Below are 15,255 nucleotides of genomic sequence, written 5' to 3'. Positions count from 1 at the left end.
GATCAGACATGTTCACCGCTCGTTTTTGAACCGTGAATCACGCCGCAAAACGGAAATCAATGGGTCCTGACCCTAGATGTTTTCGCATCTTTTCATTACGCAATAACGGATTGCGCGAAACGGAACTTGATTGCCGACGCAGCGGTTTGTCAAAGCGAGATAGGTTCCCTCTTACAAAACTGCTGCGTGCTTGGCTGCATCAAAGGCTGTCGGGTCAGCTTGTACGTTGCTTGTAATACGTGTCTTTATGGACAATCAGCCCGTCTCGGTAGGTCAGGATGTCAACGCTTAGAAACTCTTCTTTTGAACCATCCTTGTGCACGGCTGTACGGCGATATTCGCAATAAGCCTTGTTGCCGGAAATAGCGCAGTCGAGCGTTTCCCAATGCACGTTCGCGACCTTTTCGAACAGGGCTGCAAAAGCACCACGAATGGTTTCGGCTCCTTCCAGACGCACGCCATGTTCTTCGGGGCCAACAGCGTGATCAAATGTAGCGTCGGTTGCGAAGTGTCTCATTACGGCATCGATGTCATTGGCGTTAAACGCGTCACCGACAGAGTCGACTAGGTCCCGGGTCAAAGCGGTCATGATTTCGGTCCTTTTCCTTGAAGCATATCGCAAGTGTGTTTGAAGAAGGGGCTCGCCGGGTCGACCAGCACATTCAGTTCGTCAAAGTGATCCACATCGGGCACGAAATAGAGGCCCATCTTGCGGTCTGCTGTTTCGTATTTTTCGACATACATTCGTGCCTGCCTGTGGAACTCATCGGTTTCCGCGCCGCCGACGACGACCAGCTGAGGGGCATTGGTACCCGGAGGGTGCTTGGTCATCGGGCTTTCGGCCTGGGCTTCTGCCGGATCCATTCGGATGCCCGCATTCAAAGCCTCGGTCAGGCGGACCGGCTCAAGATAGCTGAGCGGTGAGACCGGAATGCCAGATTTAATCAGGTCTGTTGGCAAGTCATCGTCAAATGCCGGCCAATCGGTCGCCATCATCATCTGGGTAATATGGCCGCCAGCGGAATGGCCCATGACGCAGAAACGGTCTGGATTGATGCCCAATGCGCCCGCGTTGCGCCAGACAAAGGACATGGCCTCACGCGCTTCTTCCGAAATTCTCGTGATGGTCACAGACGGGCAAAGATCGTATCCGATGACAACAACATTGAACCCCGCCTCAACAAACGGCGGCGCAATGAAGCTGTAGATCGATTTGTCGCCACGCTGCCAATAGCCGCCGTGGAAATAGACCAATGTCGGTGCGGCAGTGTCCGCGCAGCGGAAGACATCCAGCTTTTGTTTTTCGCCTTCTCCATAGCGGATATCTAGGCTGCAATCGGATGTTGCACGCGCGTGCGCGCTGTCGCGGCTCCACCCGGGAATGACGGTCACTTCATAGTCCGGCCGCCCAGCCCGCAAATTGTACTGCGCGTCGAATTCGTCAGGGCTGAACCGAGTGTGGAAAGTCAGGTGATCACTCATGATACTGCCTCCGATTGGGGCGCGGAAAAGAACGCGCCGCGACAAAAGACCAGAGGAGGAACGGGTGCATGGGCATAGTTCACGACACGTCCCAAGAGGATTTCATGATCACCCGCATCAACCCGGTTGTGCACGGTGCATTCCAGATACGCAGATGCACCGGGGACCAAAGGCGTCTTGGCCCCAGGAGTCCATTCCGTATCGGCAAACCGGTTTTCCACATTGCTGGCAAAATGCAACGCCAAAGCTTTCTGATCCGCGGACAGGATGTTGACCGCGAAATGATCTGACCTGGACAGCGTCGGGAACACGCGACCCGATTTTGCGACACAGACAGAGATCACAGGCGGTTCGAGTGAGACCGAGGTGAAGGAGTTGGCGGTCAGGCCCCATGGCATGCCCTCGGGGTCATAAGTGGCCACGATTGTAACCCCTGTCGGAAAAGCGCCAAGCGCACGGCGAAAGTCATGCAGGTCCATCACAGAAGTCCTTCGCTGACACAGGCCTTTTCAAGGGCGGCCCACTCATCCGGGTTTGTGCCGAAATGACGCATGACGTGACCCCGGTATGCGGGGCGTTCCGCCAATCGTTCGTACCACGCTTCGACATTGGGCAACGGTGGGCGGTCGACCTCGACATTGAAATAGCGATACGCCACGCAACCCAGCGGAATATCCGCCATGGTAAAGCTGTCGCCACAGACATAGGCCTTATCCGCAAGGTGCTGATCCAGAATGGTCAGCGCTTCATGCGCCTCATCGCGAAGTTTGGCGATCTGTTCCTGGTCCCGTTGGTCGGATTGGGTGCGCACAGTTGCAAAAAACAGGTAAATCACCGGCCCGAAGGCGCGGCTGGCGGACCACTCCATCCATTGATCCGCGATGGCGCGGGTCTGTAGGTCAGAGGGGCTAAACGTTCCCGCGCCGTACCGGTCGCAGAGATACCGCACAATGGCGAGGCTTTCCCAAAGCGCGAAATCCCCATCGCGGATCGCCGGGATCATTTTGTTGGGATTGATCTGCGCGTACATATCAGTGTCGAGCTTGCCAAAGCTGCCCCCGGCCAGTTGGAGCGTATAGTCCAATCCCAACTCATTGGCTGTCCAAATCACCGGAATAACGTTTGATGAATAGGGCCGCCCCCAAATTTCAAGCATGCTCCAACATCCTTTTCTGCGCGATGGATTGTGCCCCGAATTTTGGAACGACATGCTCAAACAGTCGATGCCAACTGGACAGGATTTTCTCATAGGGAACGCCAGTGTATTGCTGCATCAACATGAGGTGGTCGAGGCCGATGGTTTCCTGCCGCTCGGCAAAACGATCCGCTACATATTCGGCGTCACCAACCACAATGATCCCGCGTTTATTGAGGAAATCGAACCAATCCATCTCTTCGTCCTCAGAAGTCATCTCTTCACCGACATCAAGATAGCCATGTTTTGTCCACTCGCCCTTGGGGCGCGACCCGCCGAGGAATTCGTAATAGGCATTGATCGGGCCACGAATGGTGTTCACCGCCTCCTCCATGCTTTCACCGACATAGAAGGCCGTGCAGACGCCAACGCCTTCTCCTGGTTTCACATCGCGCCCTTCACGTTTGGACAGCGCCTCGCGGTAGGGTTCCCAGCAGGCCAGTGTCGCCTTGGGTCCAGCGGCCATCGAGATCACACCCCACCCTTTTTCACCAGCAAGCTTGAATGTGGGAGGCGCATTCGACATGAGCCAGACCGGCGGGTGCGGATCAGAATACGGGCGTGGATGCACGTATATCGCTTTGTACTCGCCATTCTCGTCGTGATAGCGCGGGTCCAGCGGTTCAAAAAAACGGTTGGCTTCTTTCCAGCCTGGAACTGGGAACTCATAGAACTCACCTTGATGGGTGAAGGCCTCGTTGGTCCACGCCTTAAGAATAATATCCAGGCTCTCTTGATAGAGGCGCATCACCTTGGCGTTGTCGCGCCGATCCGCATCCGAGTTGAACTGGATGGTCGAGCGCTCATTGATGCCCTTGGCGACACCAAAATCGAACCGGCCCAGCGACATGTTATCCAGCATCGCCGCGTCTTCGGCCACGCGCAATGGGTGCCAGTCCGGCAAGATGATGGGCGCCGTTCCAACCCGCAGTTTTGTGCAATGAGCAGCCACATGCGTACCCATCTGGATCGGGTTGGGCGGCGCGTTCATATAGCCGTTATGGGCAAAGTGATGTTCTGTGAACCAGGCGGTCGTGAATCCAGCCTGCTCTGCCAGCGAACATTGTTCGAGGATCATCTCCAATGTCCGGGTCCAGGGAATCGTCTCACCAGGACTGAAATTGGCAATCAAATCAAAGCGCATAGCGATCTCCCGGACAGATATGATAAGTTGAATTTTTACCCTATTTTCAACTAAGTTGAATTTTACTCGAAAAATCAACAAAAATCTCTTATCCCGAATGCATGAATAGCAACGTTACTGATACTGACACTCAACGGCTTGGCAGCGAAATCCGCGAAGTGCGCAAGGCGCGTGGCCTGACGTTACAAGACCTTTCGGAAACGGTATCCTGCTCGACGGCGTATCTGAGCCGGATCGAGCTGGGATCAGCAAAAGCATCGGCGGAGCTTCTGCGAGAGATCAGTGAAGCGCTCTCGGTCGATCCCAACTGGTTCTTTCCCAAGCAATCGGGTGCCGGACCATTGGAGCGCAAACATGTCGTACGCAAAGAAAATCGCAGGGCGCTTTCCAACATGTACACGCGTACAACCCAGGAGTTGGGATTCGAAGACGAACTGCTATCCAGCACACTATCCGGACAATGCTATCTGATCCTGTCCCGGTTTCGCCCAGGGGCCGGTACACCGCCCGAACCCCAGGAAGGCTATTCCTTCGAGGGCGAGCAACATGCGATCGTCTTGAGTGGCGAAGTGGAGCTGCGCCTTGGTGAAGAAATCATAGTTCTTCGCAAAGGCGACAGCTTTTCCTACCCTTCAATGATCGCGCATCGGTTCCGCAACCGGACTGACAAAGAGGCCACAATGGTCTGGGCGATGTCGCCAATACGGATTACTTGGTGATTATTGGCCAGCCATCGCTATTGCGAGAATTGCTTTTGATACAAAGCAACGGATAATGGCATTCGGAAAAGCCCACAGGTCTGACCTAACTGCTTGGGCCAAAACCAGTCATTTGGTCAATAGAGACAACAGTTGGCTTTGTCCTGCGATCTGTAAATTCGACCACTAATCGCCGCTACCGTCTGCATGAATGGTTACCCCTTCCGCTGAACAGCAACACCAGATTCTCCTCTCGCACTGCATTTGAGACACTGCGTGCGCTCGCAGCTAACCATCGCGATCTCGCTCTCTTCGATATGGCCATCGACAGTAAATTGTGCGGCTGTGGCTTGGTCACGATTGAAGTCTATGATGTCATGGCTTCTGGTCAGATCCATGAGCAAGCTTCAGACCTGCAAAGCAAGACTCGGAGACCCCTCCACTTCGAGATTCTTGAAGGAACCAGAACTCAGTCGAGAGGTGAATGGAAGACAAAACTAGGGTCGGGTTTGATTACTTTTTAGCAGGGCGTTTCCATGAGCGTTTGGGCATTTCAATGCGCAGATCGTGCGTGATTGGGCCAAGTCTATAGGTTTTTCGAACTCGTTGGTGCTGTCGTGTTGCTCTGCAGCGGAATTTGGTCTCTGTTGCAAGAAAGTCGTCTTATGAGAGGTCACAATGCCCCAAGCATCCGCCACCAATCGTCGTATTGTTCTCGCCAATCGCCCAGCCGGACAACTGGACGAGAATACATTGCGCCTGGAAACCACGAGCGTTCCTGAACCTGGACCAGACGAAATGCTGGTACGTACGGTGTACCTGTCGTTGGATCCTTACATGCGTGGCCGAATGAATGACGCAAAATCCTATGCCGAACCCGTTCCGATTGGCGGTGTTATGACGGCGCAGGTCGTCGGGCAGGTGGTCAAATCCAACATCGAAGGATACGACGTCGGAGAGTATGTGCTCAATACAAGCGGGTGGCAGGATTTTGCTGTCTCAGATGGAACGCAGGTCGTTAAGTTGGGGAAATCCCCGGACAACCCGTCTTGGTCGCTCGGAATTCTCGGAATGCCAGGCTACACGGCTTATGCCGGGCTTCTGAAAATCGGGGAGCCAAAAGCCGGTGAAACAGTTGTTGTGGCTGCCGCAGCCGGCCCGGTAGGCGCAACAGTCGGTCAGATCGCAAAGCTAAAAGGATGTCGCGTAGTGGGCATCGCAGGCGGTTCTGAAAAATGTGCTCATGTAGTCGAAAACCTTGGATTTGACGCGTGTTTGGACCATCGATCTGATGATCTGGCGGCGCAACTGCGCGAAGCTTGTCCAAGTGGAATTGACGTGTATTTCGAAAACGTTGGCGGCAAAGTTCTCTATGCCGTATTGCCACTCTTGAACCCGTTTGCACGGGTGCCCGTCTGCGGGATTGTATCCTGGTACAACCTGCCCGGCCTACCGGACGGCCCGGATATGGGCCCTGCGATCATGGGCACGATCCTGCGGATGAAAGTCAGAATGCAGGGTTTCATAATCTTCGACAACTTTGGTGCCGACGTGTATCAGGAGTTTGTCCGCGATATGACGGCTTGGCTCAAAAACGGTTCAATAAGCTACAAGGAACATGTGGTTGAGGGGCTGGAAAATGCTCCGGAAGCATTCAATCAACTGCTGGCCGGCGGAAACTTTGGAAAGATGGTCGTAAAAGTTGGTTAGCCGGACACGCAGCCAGACATTGTATCGTTCTTTGGATGGTTCCATCGTCAAAGTGCCGCCCAAAGCTGCAGTTGAGCCAAAGGTTCGATCTTCTCGGCTGATCCCGAAATCTGCCATTCGGGCTACTGGAAGGATGCGCCACTTTCAGAAGTTTAGTCCCCCGTCACGGCATTTGGATGACGCTCGACTGGGATTTTGCGTGCGGGCACATTGCTTTGGGAGGCGTGTATGTCGCCAGCGGCGACGCAAATGCAGCCGTCACATACTCGAGTTTTTCAACACAATCGGCTCATAGCGGCCATCGAAGCAAACGCAGCATTCGATGATATTGTAATACGTCAACGTCAGGTTGGCGCTGACGTCAGACATCTCCCATCCCTCTTCAGGCGGAATTTGTCCGGCACCTTGCATGTAAATTTTCTGCTCCGGATCGCAGAAGAAGCCGAGACAGAAGCCTAGTGAAACCGCCTGCGCCACTTCGCGGAGCGCATCCACAAAGGCCGGGTCTGTGTCCTGACTTTTATCGGCAAAGATGACCGGAAAGCCTGCTGTGCGCGTGGGCCTCCGGCTTGTGCGCCAAGGACTCCGCTTGCAGGCCATGGCAGTTCCTGATGACGTGCCGGTCCGCAACGGCCTAGACACAATGGCCGACAACCGAAAGATTGCCAAAAAAAAGAAAGTGTTGCGCCATACATTCAACTTATGGATAGTTGATCCCACTCGAAATGTTCTACGGGCGGACAAAGCCTCTCGCTTGGTGCTTGTCTGCTACCAACTCAAGTTTCACTGTTAGCGAATGTGAGGGAGTGACCGATTATGCCAGTTTCGTATTTGAACAGGGCCGTCGCGGCCGGGTTCCTGATTTTAAGCATTGGGATTGCGCCGGCGCTTGCCCAGGAAGGCAGCGCGGGCGGCAAGCCGAACGTTCTCGTCATTTGGGGCGACGACATCGGCCAGTCCAATATCTCCGCATACACAATGGGGTTGATGGGTTATCAAACGCCGAATATCGACCGGGTTGCCAGAGAAGGTATGATCTTCACCGACTACTACGGTGAACAATCCTGCACCGCTGGCCGGTCATCCTTTATCATGGGCCAGTCGGTCTTCCGCACCGGCCTTTCCAAGGTCGGCCTGCCCGGTGCCAAGGAAGGTATGCAGATCGAAGATCCCACCATTGCCGGCCTCCTCAAAGCCGAAGGCTATGCCACCGGTCAATTCGGAAAGAACCATCTGGGAGACCGGGATGAACACCTTCCGACGAACCACGGTTTCGATGTGTTTTTCGGAAATCTCTACCATCTGAACGCCGAAGAAGAGCCGGAAAACGAGGACTACCCGAAGGATATGGTGTTGGCAGACGGCACGACGTTCCTTGAACGGTTCGGTCCGCGTGGTGTTTTGAACGTGACCGCGACCTACGGCGAAAATGAAATCACCCAGAATATCGAGGATACCGGGGCACTGACCCGGAAGCGGATGGAGATTGTGGACGACGAGACATCAGATGCTGCAATTGCCTGGATGGAGGAACAGACCAACGCCGGCACCCCGTGGTTCCTGTGGTGGAGCGGCACACGGATGCATTTCCGTACCCACGTCAGCGAAGAGAACCGCGCGCTCGCGGATGAGTTATACAATGGGGAAAAAGCTGATGAATACACTGCCGGCATGATCGAACACGACATGGATATCGGCAAGTTCCTCGAAAAGCTTGACGAGCTCGGCATCGCCGATAACACCATCGTGTTCTATTCCACTGATAACGGCGTCCATATGAACACATGGCCGGATGCCGGAATGACCCCGTTCTGGGGCGAGAAGAACACCCAGTGGGAAGGCGCCTGGCGGGTGCCTGCTATGGTCCGCTGGCCCAGTAATATCGCGCCCGGAACGATCTCGAACGAGATCGTGCATCACATGGATTGGCTGCCAACATTCCTGGCCGCTGCAGGCAATGAAACCATCAAGGAAGATTTGCTCGAAGGCATCACCGTTCCGGAAATGGCAGGCCGCGAGTATCGCGTCCATCTCGACGGCTACAACCTATTGCCAATGCTCAAGGGTGACACGGACAAGAGCCCGCGTAATGAGATCTTCTACTTCACTGACGACGGCGACCTCGCGGCGATCCGGCTCAACAACTGGAAGATCACCTTCCTCGAGCAGAAGGCCTGGGGAACTCTCCGGGCCTGGATGGAGCCGCTGACGCCGCTGCGCGTGCCGCTGATCTTCAACCTGCGCCGCGACCCTTATGAACGCGGTTACCGGACGTCGAACACCTATTACGACTGGCTGATGGACCACGCCTTCATGCTGGTGCCGGCCCAGGCTTATGTTGGGCAGTTCCTGGCAACCTTCGAAGAATACCCGCCACGGCAGGAGGCGGCTTCGTTCAGCCTCGACAAGGTAATGGAGAAGCTGTCGCAGCCGGGCGGCTCGCAGTAGACTCATCCCACTTCGTCCCGACGGAGTATTCCGTCGGGGCGCCTAATTTTCCGGTTGCCTCGGCATCCCTTTCCCTGCATTTGCGGAGGTTGTCCCTATGCGTGCTCTGCTAATTTCAATTCCTTTGACAATTCTGTTTGCATCAGCTCCGCTCGCTGACCCTTTGCCGTCTTGGACGGATACGGCCACCAAGGATCGGATCATTGCGTTTGTCGAAGGCATAACGGACCCGGATTCACCTGATTATGTCACCCCGGCCGCGCGTATTGCGACCTTCGACAATGACGGCACGCTCTGGGCAGAACAGCCGGTCTACTTTCAACTGCTATTTGCCATCGACCGATTGAAAGAAATGGCTGCCGCTGATCCCGGGGTGCTCACGTCTGACGTGCTGCGGGCCGCAGTCGAAGGCGACATGGAGACAGTGGCCGCCTCGGGCACTGAGGGACTTTTGGAAATCGTCTCCACCACCCACTCCGGCCTGACGGTGGACGAGTTCCAGGCCGCCGTGCGCAGCTGGCTGGACACGGCCAGGCATTCCGGCACAGGCCTGGCCTATGACCAAATGGTCTATCAACCCATGCTGGAGCTCTTGACCTATCTGCGCGATGAAGGCTTCCGTACCTACATCGCCTCAGGCGGCGGCCTGCATTTCATCCGGGTGTTCTCTGAAAGCGCCTATAACATTCCGCCCGAGCAGGTCATCGGATCCATCGGAAATGGCAGTTATTCCGCCGGGGACGGACCGCCGCGGGTGATGAAGGACCCCGGTTTATTCTTCATCGACGACAAGGCAGGTAAGCCCGTTGCTATCGAGGCCCGCATCGGGCGCCGGCCGGTGATCGCAGTGGGAAATTCCGATGGAGACTTCCAGATGCTTGAGTGGACTACTGCGGGCGATGGTGCGCGGCTGGGCATCCTGCTGCACCATACTGACAGCGAACGCGAATACGCTTACGGCCGTGAAAGCCATATCGGGCAGCTTGCACGCGGACTTGATGAAGCAGCCAGCCGCGGTTGGCTGGTAATCGACATGGCCCGTGATTGGGAGCGGATCTGGCCGAGCCGCGAATGAAGCCCTGCACCATCCCTGTCCATGAACGACCCAGAAAATCGGATGGCCCTCTGAAAATGCAGATTGTAGTCTTGATCCTTCTCTTGCTGCTGGGTCTGCCAGCGATGGCCCAGAGCCTTGACGGCTACTTGGGGTCGGATAGTTGCACCGGTTGCCATAAGGACAGTGCCGCAGGCTGGGCAGGATCGCATCACGCTCAGGCCTGGACAACGCCGTCGCAGGAGACGGTCGCAGGTGACTTCGGCGGAACGGCCTTTCACCATGACGGTATGACCGCCCGGTTTCAGACAGGAGCTGAGGGCGGATACTACGTCGAGGTGATCGAAAAGGATGGATCGCATGCGGAATACAAAGTGCATTCGGTTGCGGGGATCGAACCGCTGCAGCAATATCTTCTCGAGACCGAACCGGGGCAGCTGCAGAGTTTTGACGTGGTCTGGGACACCGAAGAGGGGAAGTGGTTCCACCTTTATCCGGACCAGACCCTGCCCCCGTTGGATGGTCTGCATTGGACGGGTCCCTACAAGACCTGGAATGCGCGCTGTGCGGAGTGCCACGCCACCGGGTTCCGCAAAAACTACGACGCACGCCGTTTAAGCTATGCATCAACCCAGGTCGAAATAGGCGTTGGCTGCGAGGCCTGCCACGGACCGGGAAAGGACCACGTTGATTGGGCTGATACGTGGGAAACGACAAGGACACCGCCGCCCGCAAACCATGGATTTCCTGTGGATTTCGCCGATCCTCGGCAGGCAGTCGAACAATGTGCGACGTGCCATTCCAGACGCGAAGCCAACTTGGACGGCAACCCGGTGCCAGGCACGCGTTTTCATGATGCCTACACGCTCGCACTTTTGCGCCCAGGACTTTACCACGCGGACGGGCAGATCCAGGACGAGGTCTATGTCTACGGCTCCTTTCTGCAATCTAAGATGCACGCTCGGGGCGTGACTTGCCTGAATTGCCACGGCGCACACAGTCTGGACCTGAAGGCAGAAGGCAACGGCCTTTGCACCCAATGCCACAGCCCGGCGGGTAATCCGGACTTCCCAACACTCACAGCAGCGGACTACGACAGCCCTGCACATCACTTCCACCCGGAAAACAGCGCCGGAGCGAAGTGCCAGTCCTGCCACATGCCAGAACGCGTCTACATGGGCAACGACTGGCGCGCCGATCACTCCTTCCGCATTCCCCGGCCGGACCTTTCGCCAGTGACGGGAGCACCGGATGCCTGCACCGCCTGCCACCGCGGCCAGGACGCAGCCTGGGCAGCTGCACAGATTTCCGCTTGGTACCCGGACGACAGAAATCGTGGCCGACATTACGGGGAGGTGCTGGCGCGGGGGCGTGCCGATGCGGCAGCGGCCGCCGGCGACTTGACAGCGCTTGCGCAGAATACCAGCCAGCCGGGCATCGTGCGGGCCACTGCGCTCTGGCTTCTGGAGCAGTCCAACGACCCGCTGTTCGCCGCTAGGCTGACGGACCTGCTGCGGGACCCGGATCCGCTTGTCCGCGCTGCCGCGGCCTCTCTGCAGCGCCTTGCACCGCTTCAGGAAAGGGGCAAGCGCCTGGCCGATGTCTTTGCCGACCCTGCCCGCAATGTGCGCATGGCCGCTGCCCGCGCGATGCTGGGTGATACGGAGAACGGCCTCCAGAATGGAACCGCCAGAGAGCTGCAAGCCGCCATGGCTGAATGGCAGGATGCCATGGCAAACCGGCTCGATTTTCCTGAAACCCACCTCCAACTGGGCGGTGTGGCACTGACCATGCGCAACATGGGCATGGCCACATCCGCGTTCCGCGAGGTGGTGCGGCTGGATCCGCAACGGCTGGATGCATGGATGATGCTGGCCAGGATCACAGCGGCAACCCAAGGACGCGTTGCTGCCGCCGCGGTTGTGGCAGAAGCTCTGTCAGCCAATCCGGAACATCCCGCACTTCTGGCCACACAGGCAGAGCTGGAAGGAAAACCTGCACTGCAAGGAGATAGCGAGTGACTGCTCTTGCCAGAATCCGGAACCTCAGAGCGGACCGCTGAGCTGCTCAGCTTCTGCTATCTCTGAAGCCACCCGGCACACAATGAAACGTTAGCTCAAAAGGCACTGCCTATGAAAACGATCTTGACCGCAATCGCGCCGGCAGTTGCCGGCATCCGGGCCCGCGTCTGCTCAGAATACTGACTGGAACTACGAGGCAACGATCTACCTGTTCGCGCCCGAGACCAAAACCGCAATCGATACACCCGCAGGGCAGATCAAGGGCGCACTCATGTTTGGCGACGCGCTTGAGAATCTGGACTTTGCCTTTATCGGAGCCTTTGCCGCCAGTAACGGGAAATGGAGCTTTCTCACCGACTATATGTACACGGACCTGTCCTTCGGCAACGAGATTGTATCTTTGATACTAGAGATGCGCCGCAACGCGTGCCAGCCCTCATTGGTGTCGGCAGACATCCACGGCATTTCTTCATGTAAAGAAGATACTGTCTCGTCCACCCAGTGCTCGTCTCTCGGCTCCACCAAGCGAACCTCATTCATTAGTGGGCGCAGTCGTTAGATTTCTTTCTCCGAAAGATGCCCAAGACCTGAGGCTTCAGCCCTGTGTTTTGGGATGCGCTGAACTAGATTTTTGATGCGCCGCTTGTCATCTCAAGTTAGCGCGACACCATCCGATAGTTCGCGAGCAACTTTATCGAAATCATCTCCGCCGAGATCGACCGAATGTTCATCGTCTCCGATGAATTCTCTGGCCAGCCGCGTTTTGCGCTATTTCTTCAAATATTCAGTGAACCGATGCGTAAGAGCATCTTTTTTAAAATTGGGATCAGTGGCGAGTAGGAGTTTGATGGTCTTCATAGCAGTTCCCTCATCTATCCAGTGAGAAAAACCGACCGACAACGTGCGAAGAAGAGTAGAATTGAGAAGCAGCCAACGGTCGGCACTAACAGGGGCAGATCAGAGAAATCGTATGAGAAAGATATGCTGTGATGTCGTCATAGAATGAAACAGCCCTATTGCCGGACGCACGTCAATACCTTCGTACTATTGATACTGGCTGAGAAAGCATCTGTTAAGAAAATCAAACGCTTTCCCACCCCTATGATAACAAGGGGATTTTGATACTAGGCCGACAAAGACCTTGTCTTTGGGCGAAAAAATCGCTGATTTGGGTCTCAATTGCTTGGTGTACCAACAACAGAATCCACTACTTCAGCTCACCCGCATTTAGAGTGACCGCAGCTACGGCAGGTCATGCATCCTTCGATCATCACCATGTCGAACTGACCGCAGGACGGGCAGGCTTTGCCGCGGGGGCCGTCGAGGTTGACCACTTGCGCCTGAGGGTCGGATTTCAGCCCCATCCCTTCGCCCTCAAGGAAGCCTATATTGATCAGGTGCTGCTCGATCACTCCGCCAATCGCGGCCAGGATCGAGGGGATGTATTTGCCTTTCACCCAGGCCCCGCCACGCGGGTCGAACACCGCCTTGAGTTCCTCGACCACAAAGGACACATCGCCGCCCCGACGGAACACGGCCGAGATCATGCGGGTCAGCGCAAGCGTCCATGCATAATGCTCCATGTTCTTGGAGTTGATGAATACCTCGAACGGACGACGGCGGCCGCCAATGACAATGTCATTTATGGTCAGGTAAATCGCATGCTCGCTGTCGGGCCATTTCAACTTATATGTTGACCCCTCAAGCGATTGTGGGCGGTCCAGCGGTTCGGACATGTAGATGACATCGCCGCCATCAACCTCGTGCGGCGCATCCGCGCTTTCTCCAGGAGCTTTGTCGGCACTCTCTGATACGGTCAGAACCGACCCCGTCACATCGTTGGGGCGATAGGTCGTGCACCCTTTGCAGCCCTGATCCCAGGCCTGCATGTAGACATCTTTGAAAGCGTCAAAGCTGATATCCTCGGGGCAGTTGATCGTCTTGGAAATCGAGCTGTCGATCCATTTCTGTGCCGCCGCCTGCATCTTGACATGATCAGACGGAGGCAGCGTCTGCGCGTTGACGAAATAGTCGGGCAGGTCCTTATCACCAAACTTGTCGCGCCACATCTGAACGGCGTAATCCACGACTTCTTCTTCGGTGCGCGAGCCATCTTTTTGCAGGACCTTGCGCGTATACGCATAGGCAAAGACCGGCTCGATCCCCGAAGAGACGTTGCCCGCGTACAGGGAAATCGTCCCCGTCGGGGCAATCGACGTCAGCAGCGCGTTGCGGATGCCGTGTTCGCGGATCGCATCGCGTACGTCGTCATCCATCTGCAGCATTGTGCCGCTGGCCAGGTATTTCTCGGCTTCGAACAAGGGAAACGCCCCCTTTTCCTTTGCCAAATCGACCGACGCCAGATACGCGGCGCGGGCGATTGCGTGCAACCAGCGCTCGGTCTGACGCGCCGCCTCGTCAGAGCCATAGCGTAGACCCAGCATCAACAGTGCATCGGCCAGCCCGGTGACACCCAAACCAATGCGGCGTTTGTCTTGCGCCTCAGCCTCTTGTTCGGCCAGCGGAAATTTCGAGGCGTCGACCACATTGTCCATCATGCGAACGGCGGTGGCGACCAGCTCTTGCAGCGCGGCCTCATCCAGATGAGCGGCATCCTCGAACGGTCCGGTCACCAAACGCGCCAGGTTGATCGAGCCCAGCAGGCAGGCGCCATAAGGCGGCAGGGGCTGTTCGCCGCAGGGGTTCGTCGCCGCGATGGTCTCGACATAGCTGAGGTTGTTGGCCGCATTGATCCGATCGATGAAGATCACACCTGGCTCGGCATAGTCGTAAGTGGCCTGCATGATCTTGTTCCATAGATCGCGGGCCTGGATGGTGTGATAGACCTTGCCATCAAACACCAGTTCCCACGGGCCATCGGCCTTGACTGCCTCCATGAACGGATCTGTCACCAGAACCGACATGTTGAACATGCGCAGACGGGCCGGGTCGGATTTGGCGGTGATGAACTGTTCGATATCGGGATGATCGCAGCGCATGGTCGCCATCATCGCCCCGCGGCGCGACCCCGCAGACATGATCGTCCGGCACATCGCGTCCCACACATCCATAAAGCTCAGCGGCCCCGAGGCGTCCGCCGCCACCCCGTGTACATCCGCCCCACGCGGACGAATGGTTGAGAAATCATAGCCGATCCCCCCACCCTGCTGCATGGTCAGGGCGGCCTCTTTCAACATATCGAAAATACCGCCCATGCTGTCTGGTATGGTTCCCATGACAAAACAGTTGAACAGGGTCACCCGGCGTGCAGTGCCCGCACCGGCGGTGATGCGTCCGGCGGGCAGATATTTGAAATCCTCCAACGCCTCAAAGAACTTGTCTTCCCAATGAGCAGGGTCCTGTTCCACGCGGGCCAGATCGCGAGCGATACGGCGCCAGCTGTCTTCAACCGTTTGGTCTATGGGCGTTCCATCCGCCTGTTTAAAGCGGTATTTCATGTCCCAGATCTGCTCGGCGATGGGGGCGGCAAAGCGGCTCATTGG

Annotated in this window: 13 protein-coding genes; 6 read left to right on the top strand and 7 right to left on the bottom strand. The window is 56.4% G+C overall.

Annotated features, from left to right (window positions below):
• Window positions 1-214 precede the first annotated feature (214 nt).
• From AC2FIM_RS14965 to AC2FIM_RS14945, 5 genes are read right to left on the bottom strand one after another with little or no spacing between them, the layout of a single operon-like run.
• Window positions 215-589: a nuclear transport factor 2 family protein gene (locus AC2FIM_RS14965; protein ID WP_271952617.1), complete on the bottom strand. Its 375-nt coding sequence runs from the start codon at window positions 587-589 to the stop codon at window positions 215-217.
• The gene (locus AC2FIM_RS14960; RefSeq protein WP_496708360.1) at window positions 586-1,482 is read right to left on the bottom strand and encodes an alpha/beta hydrolase; all 897 of its coding nucleotides are present in this window, start codon (window positions 1,480-1,482) and stop codon (window positions 586-588) included. Before AC2FIM_RS14960 ends, AC2FIM_RS14965 begins: the two co-directional genes overlap by 4 nt.
• Window positions 1,479-1,961 (bottom strand): flavin reductase family protein, encoded by a 483-nt coding sequence (locus AC2FIM_RS14955; protein WP_271952621.1) that lies wholly within the window; start codon window positions 1,959-1,961, stop codon window positions 1,479-1,481. Before AC2FIM_RS14955 ends, AC2FIM_RS14960 begins: the two co-directional genes overlap by 4 nt.
• Complete coding sequence (locus tag AC2FIM_RS14950) at window positions 1,961-2,638, bottom strand: glutathione S-transferase family protein (protein WP_271952623.1); 678 nt, start codon at window positions 2,636-2,638, stop codon at window positions 1,961-1,963. Before AC2FIM_RS14950 ends, AC2FIM_RS14955 begins: the two co-directional genes overlap by 1 nt.
• On the bottom strand, window positions 2,631-3,821 hold the full coding sequence (locus AC2FIM_RS14945; protein ID WP_496708359.1) for an LLM class flavin-dependent oxidoreductase: 1,191 nt from the start codon (window positions 3,819-3,821) through the stop codon (window positions 2,631-2,633). Before AC2FIM_RS14945 ends, AC2FIM_RS14950 begins: the two co-directional genes overlap by 8 nt.
• 101 nt (window positions 3,822-3,922) lie before the next feature.
• On the opposite strand from AC2FIM_RS14945, the gene AC2FIM_RS14940 reads away from it, so the two are divergent.
• Window positions 3,923-4,540: a helix-turn-helix domain-containing protein gene (locus tag AC2FIM_RS14940; RefSeq protein WP_142638879.1), complete on the top strand. Its 618-nt coding sequence runs from the start codon at window positions 3,923-3,925 to the stop codon at window positions 4,538-4,540.
• A 657-nt stretch (window positions 4,541-5,197) separates the two neighbouring features.
• A complete protein-coding gene (gene curA, locus AC2FIM_RS14935; protein ID WP_496679355.1) occupies window positions 5,198-6,229 on the top strand; it encodes an NADPH-dependent curcumin/dihydrocurcumin reductase in 1,032 nt (343 codons plus the stop codon).
• A 258-nt stretch (window positions 6,230-6,487) separates the two neighbouring features.
• Here curA and AC2FIM_RS14930 read toward each other — a convergent pair whose 3' ends face one another.
• Window positions 6,488-6,829: a hypothetical protein gene (locus AC2FIM_RS14930; protein WP_496732131.1), complete on the bottom strand. Its 342-nt coding sequence runs from the start codon at window positions 6,827-6,829 to the stop codon at window positions 6,488-6,490.
• Between the two features lie 216 nt (window positions 6,830-7,045).
• Between AC2FIM_RS14930 and AC2FIM_RS14925 the strand changes: the two genes are divergently transcribed.
• The 4 genes from AC2FIM_RS14925 (at window position 7,046) to AC2FIM_RS14910 (ending at window position 12,311) form a co-directional block, all read left to right on the top strand.
• A complete protein-coding gene (locus AC2FIM_RS14925; RefSeq protein ID WP_496679361.1) occupies window positions 7,046-8,677 on the top strand; it encodes an arylsulfatase in 1,632 nt (543 codons plus the stop codon).
• A 97-nt stretch (window positions 8,678-8,774) separates the two neighbouring features.
• The gene (locus AC2FIM_RS14920) at window positions 8,775-9,752 is read left to right on the top strand and encodes an HAD family hydrolase (RefSeq protein ID WP_281973651.1); all 978 of its coding nucleotides are present in this window, start codon (window positions 8,775-8,777) and stop codon (window positions 9,750-9,752) included.
• 56 nt (window positions 9,753-9,808) lie between these two features.
• Window positions 9,809-11,752: a multiheme c-type cytochrome gene (locus tag AC2FIM_RS14915; RefSeq protein WP_496708358.1), complete on the top strand. Its 1,944-nt coding sequence runs from the start codon at window positions 9,809-9,811 to the stop codon at window positions 11,750-11,752.
• Window positions 11,753-11,897: 145 nt separating this feature from the next.
• On the top strand, window positions 11,898-12,311 hold the full coding sequence (locus tag AC2FIM_RS14910; RefSeq protein ID WP_496679366.1) for a hypothetical protein: 414 nt from the start codon (window positions 11,898-11,900) through the stop codon (window positions 12,309-12,311).
• A 658-nt stretch (window positions 12,312-12,969) separates the two neighbouring features.
• Here AC2FIM_RS14910 and AC2FIM_RS14905 read toward each other — a convergent pair.
• On the bottom strand, window positions 12,970-15,252 hold the full coding sequence (locus tag AC2FIM_RS14905) for an adenosylcobalamin-dependent ribonucleoside-diphosphate reductase (protein ID WP_271952531.1): 2,283 nt from the start codon (window positions 15,250-15,252) through the stop codon (window positions 12,970-12,972).
• Window positions 15,253-15,255: the final 3 nt, after the last annotated feature.

It is taken from the genome of Ruegeria sp. CDSC052 (assembly GCF_059610685.1).
The sequence above is the reverse complement of the archived record's forward strand: the minus strand, read 5'-3'. Positions and strand labels throughout refer to the sequence as shown.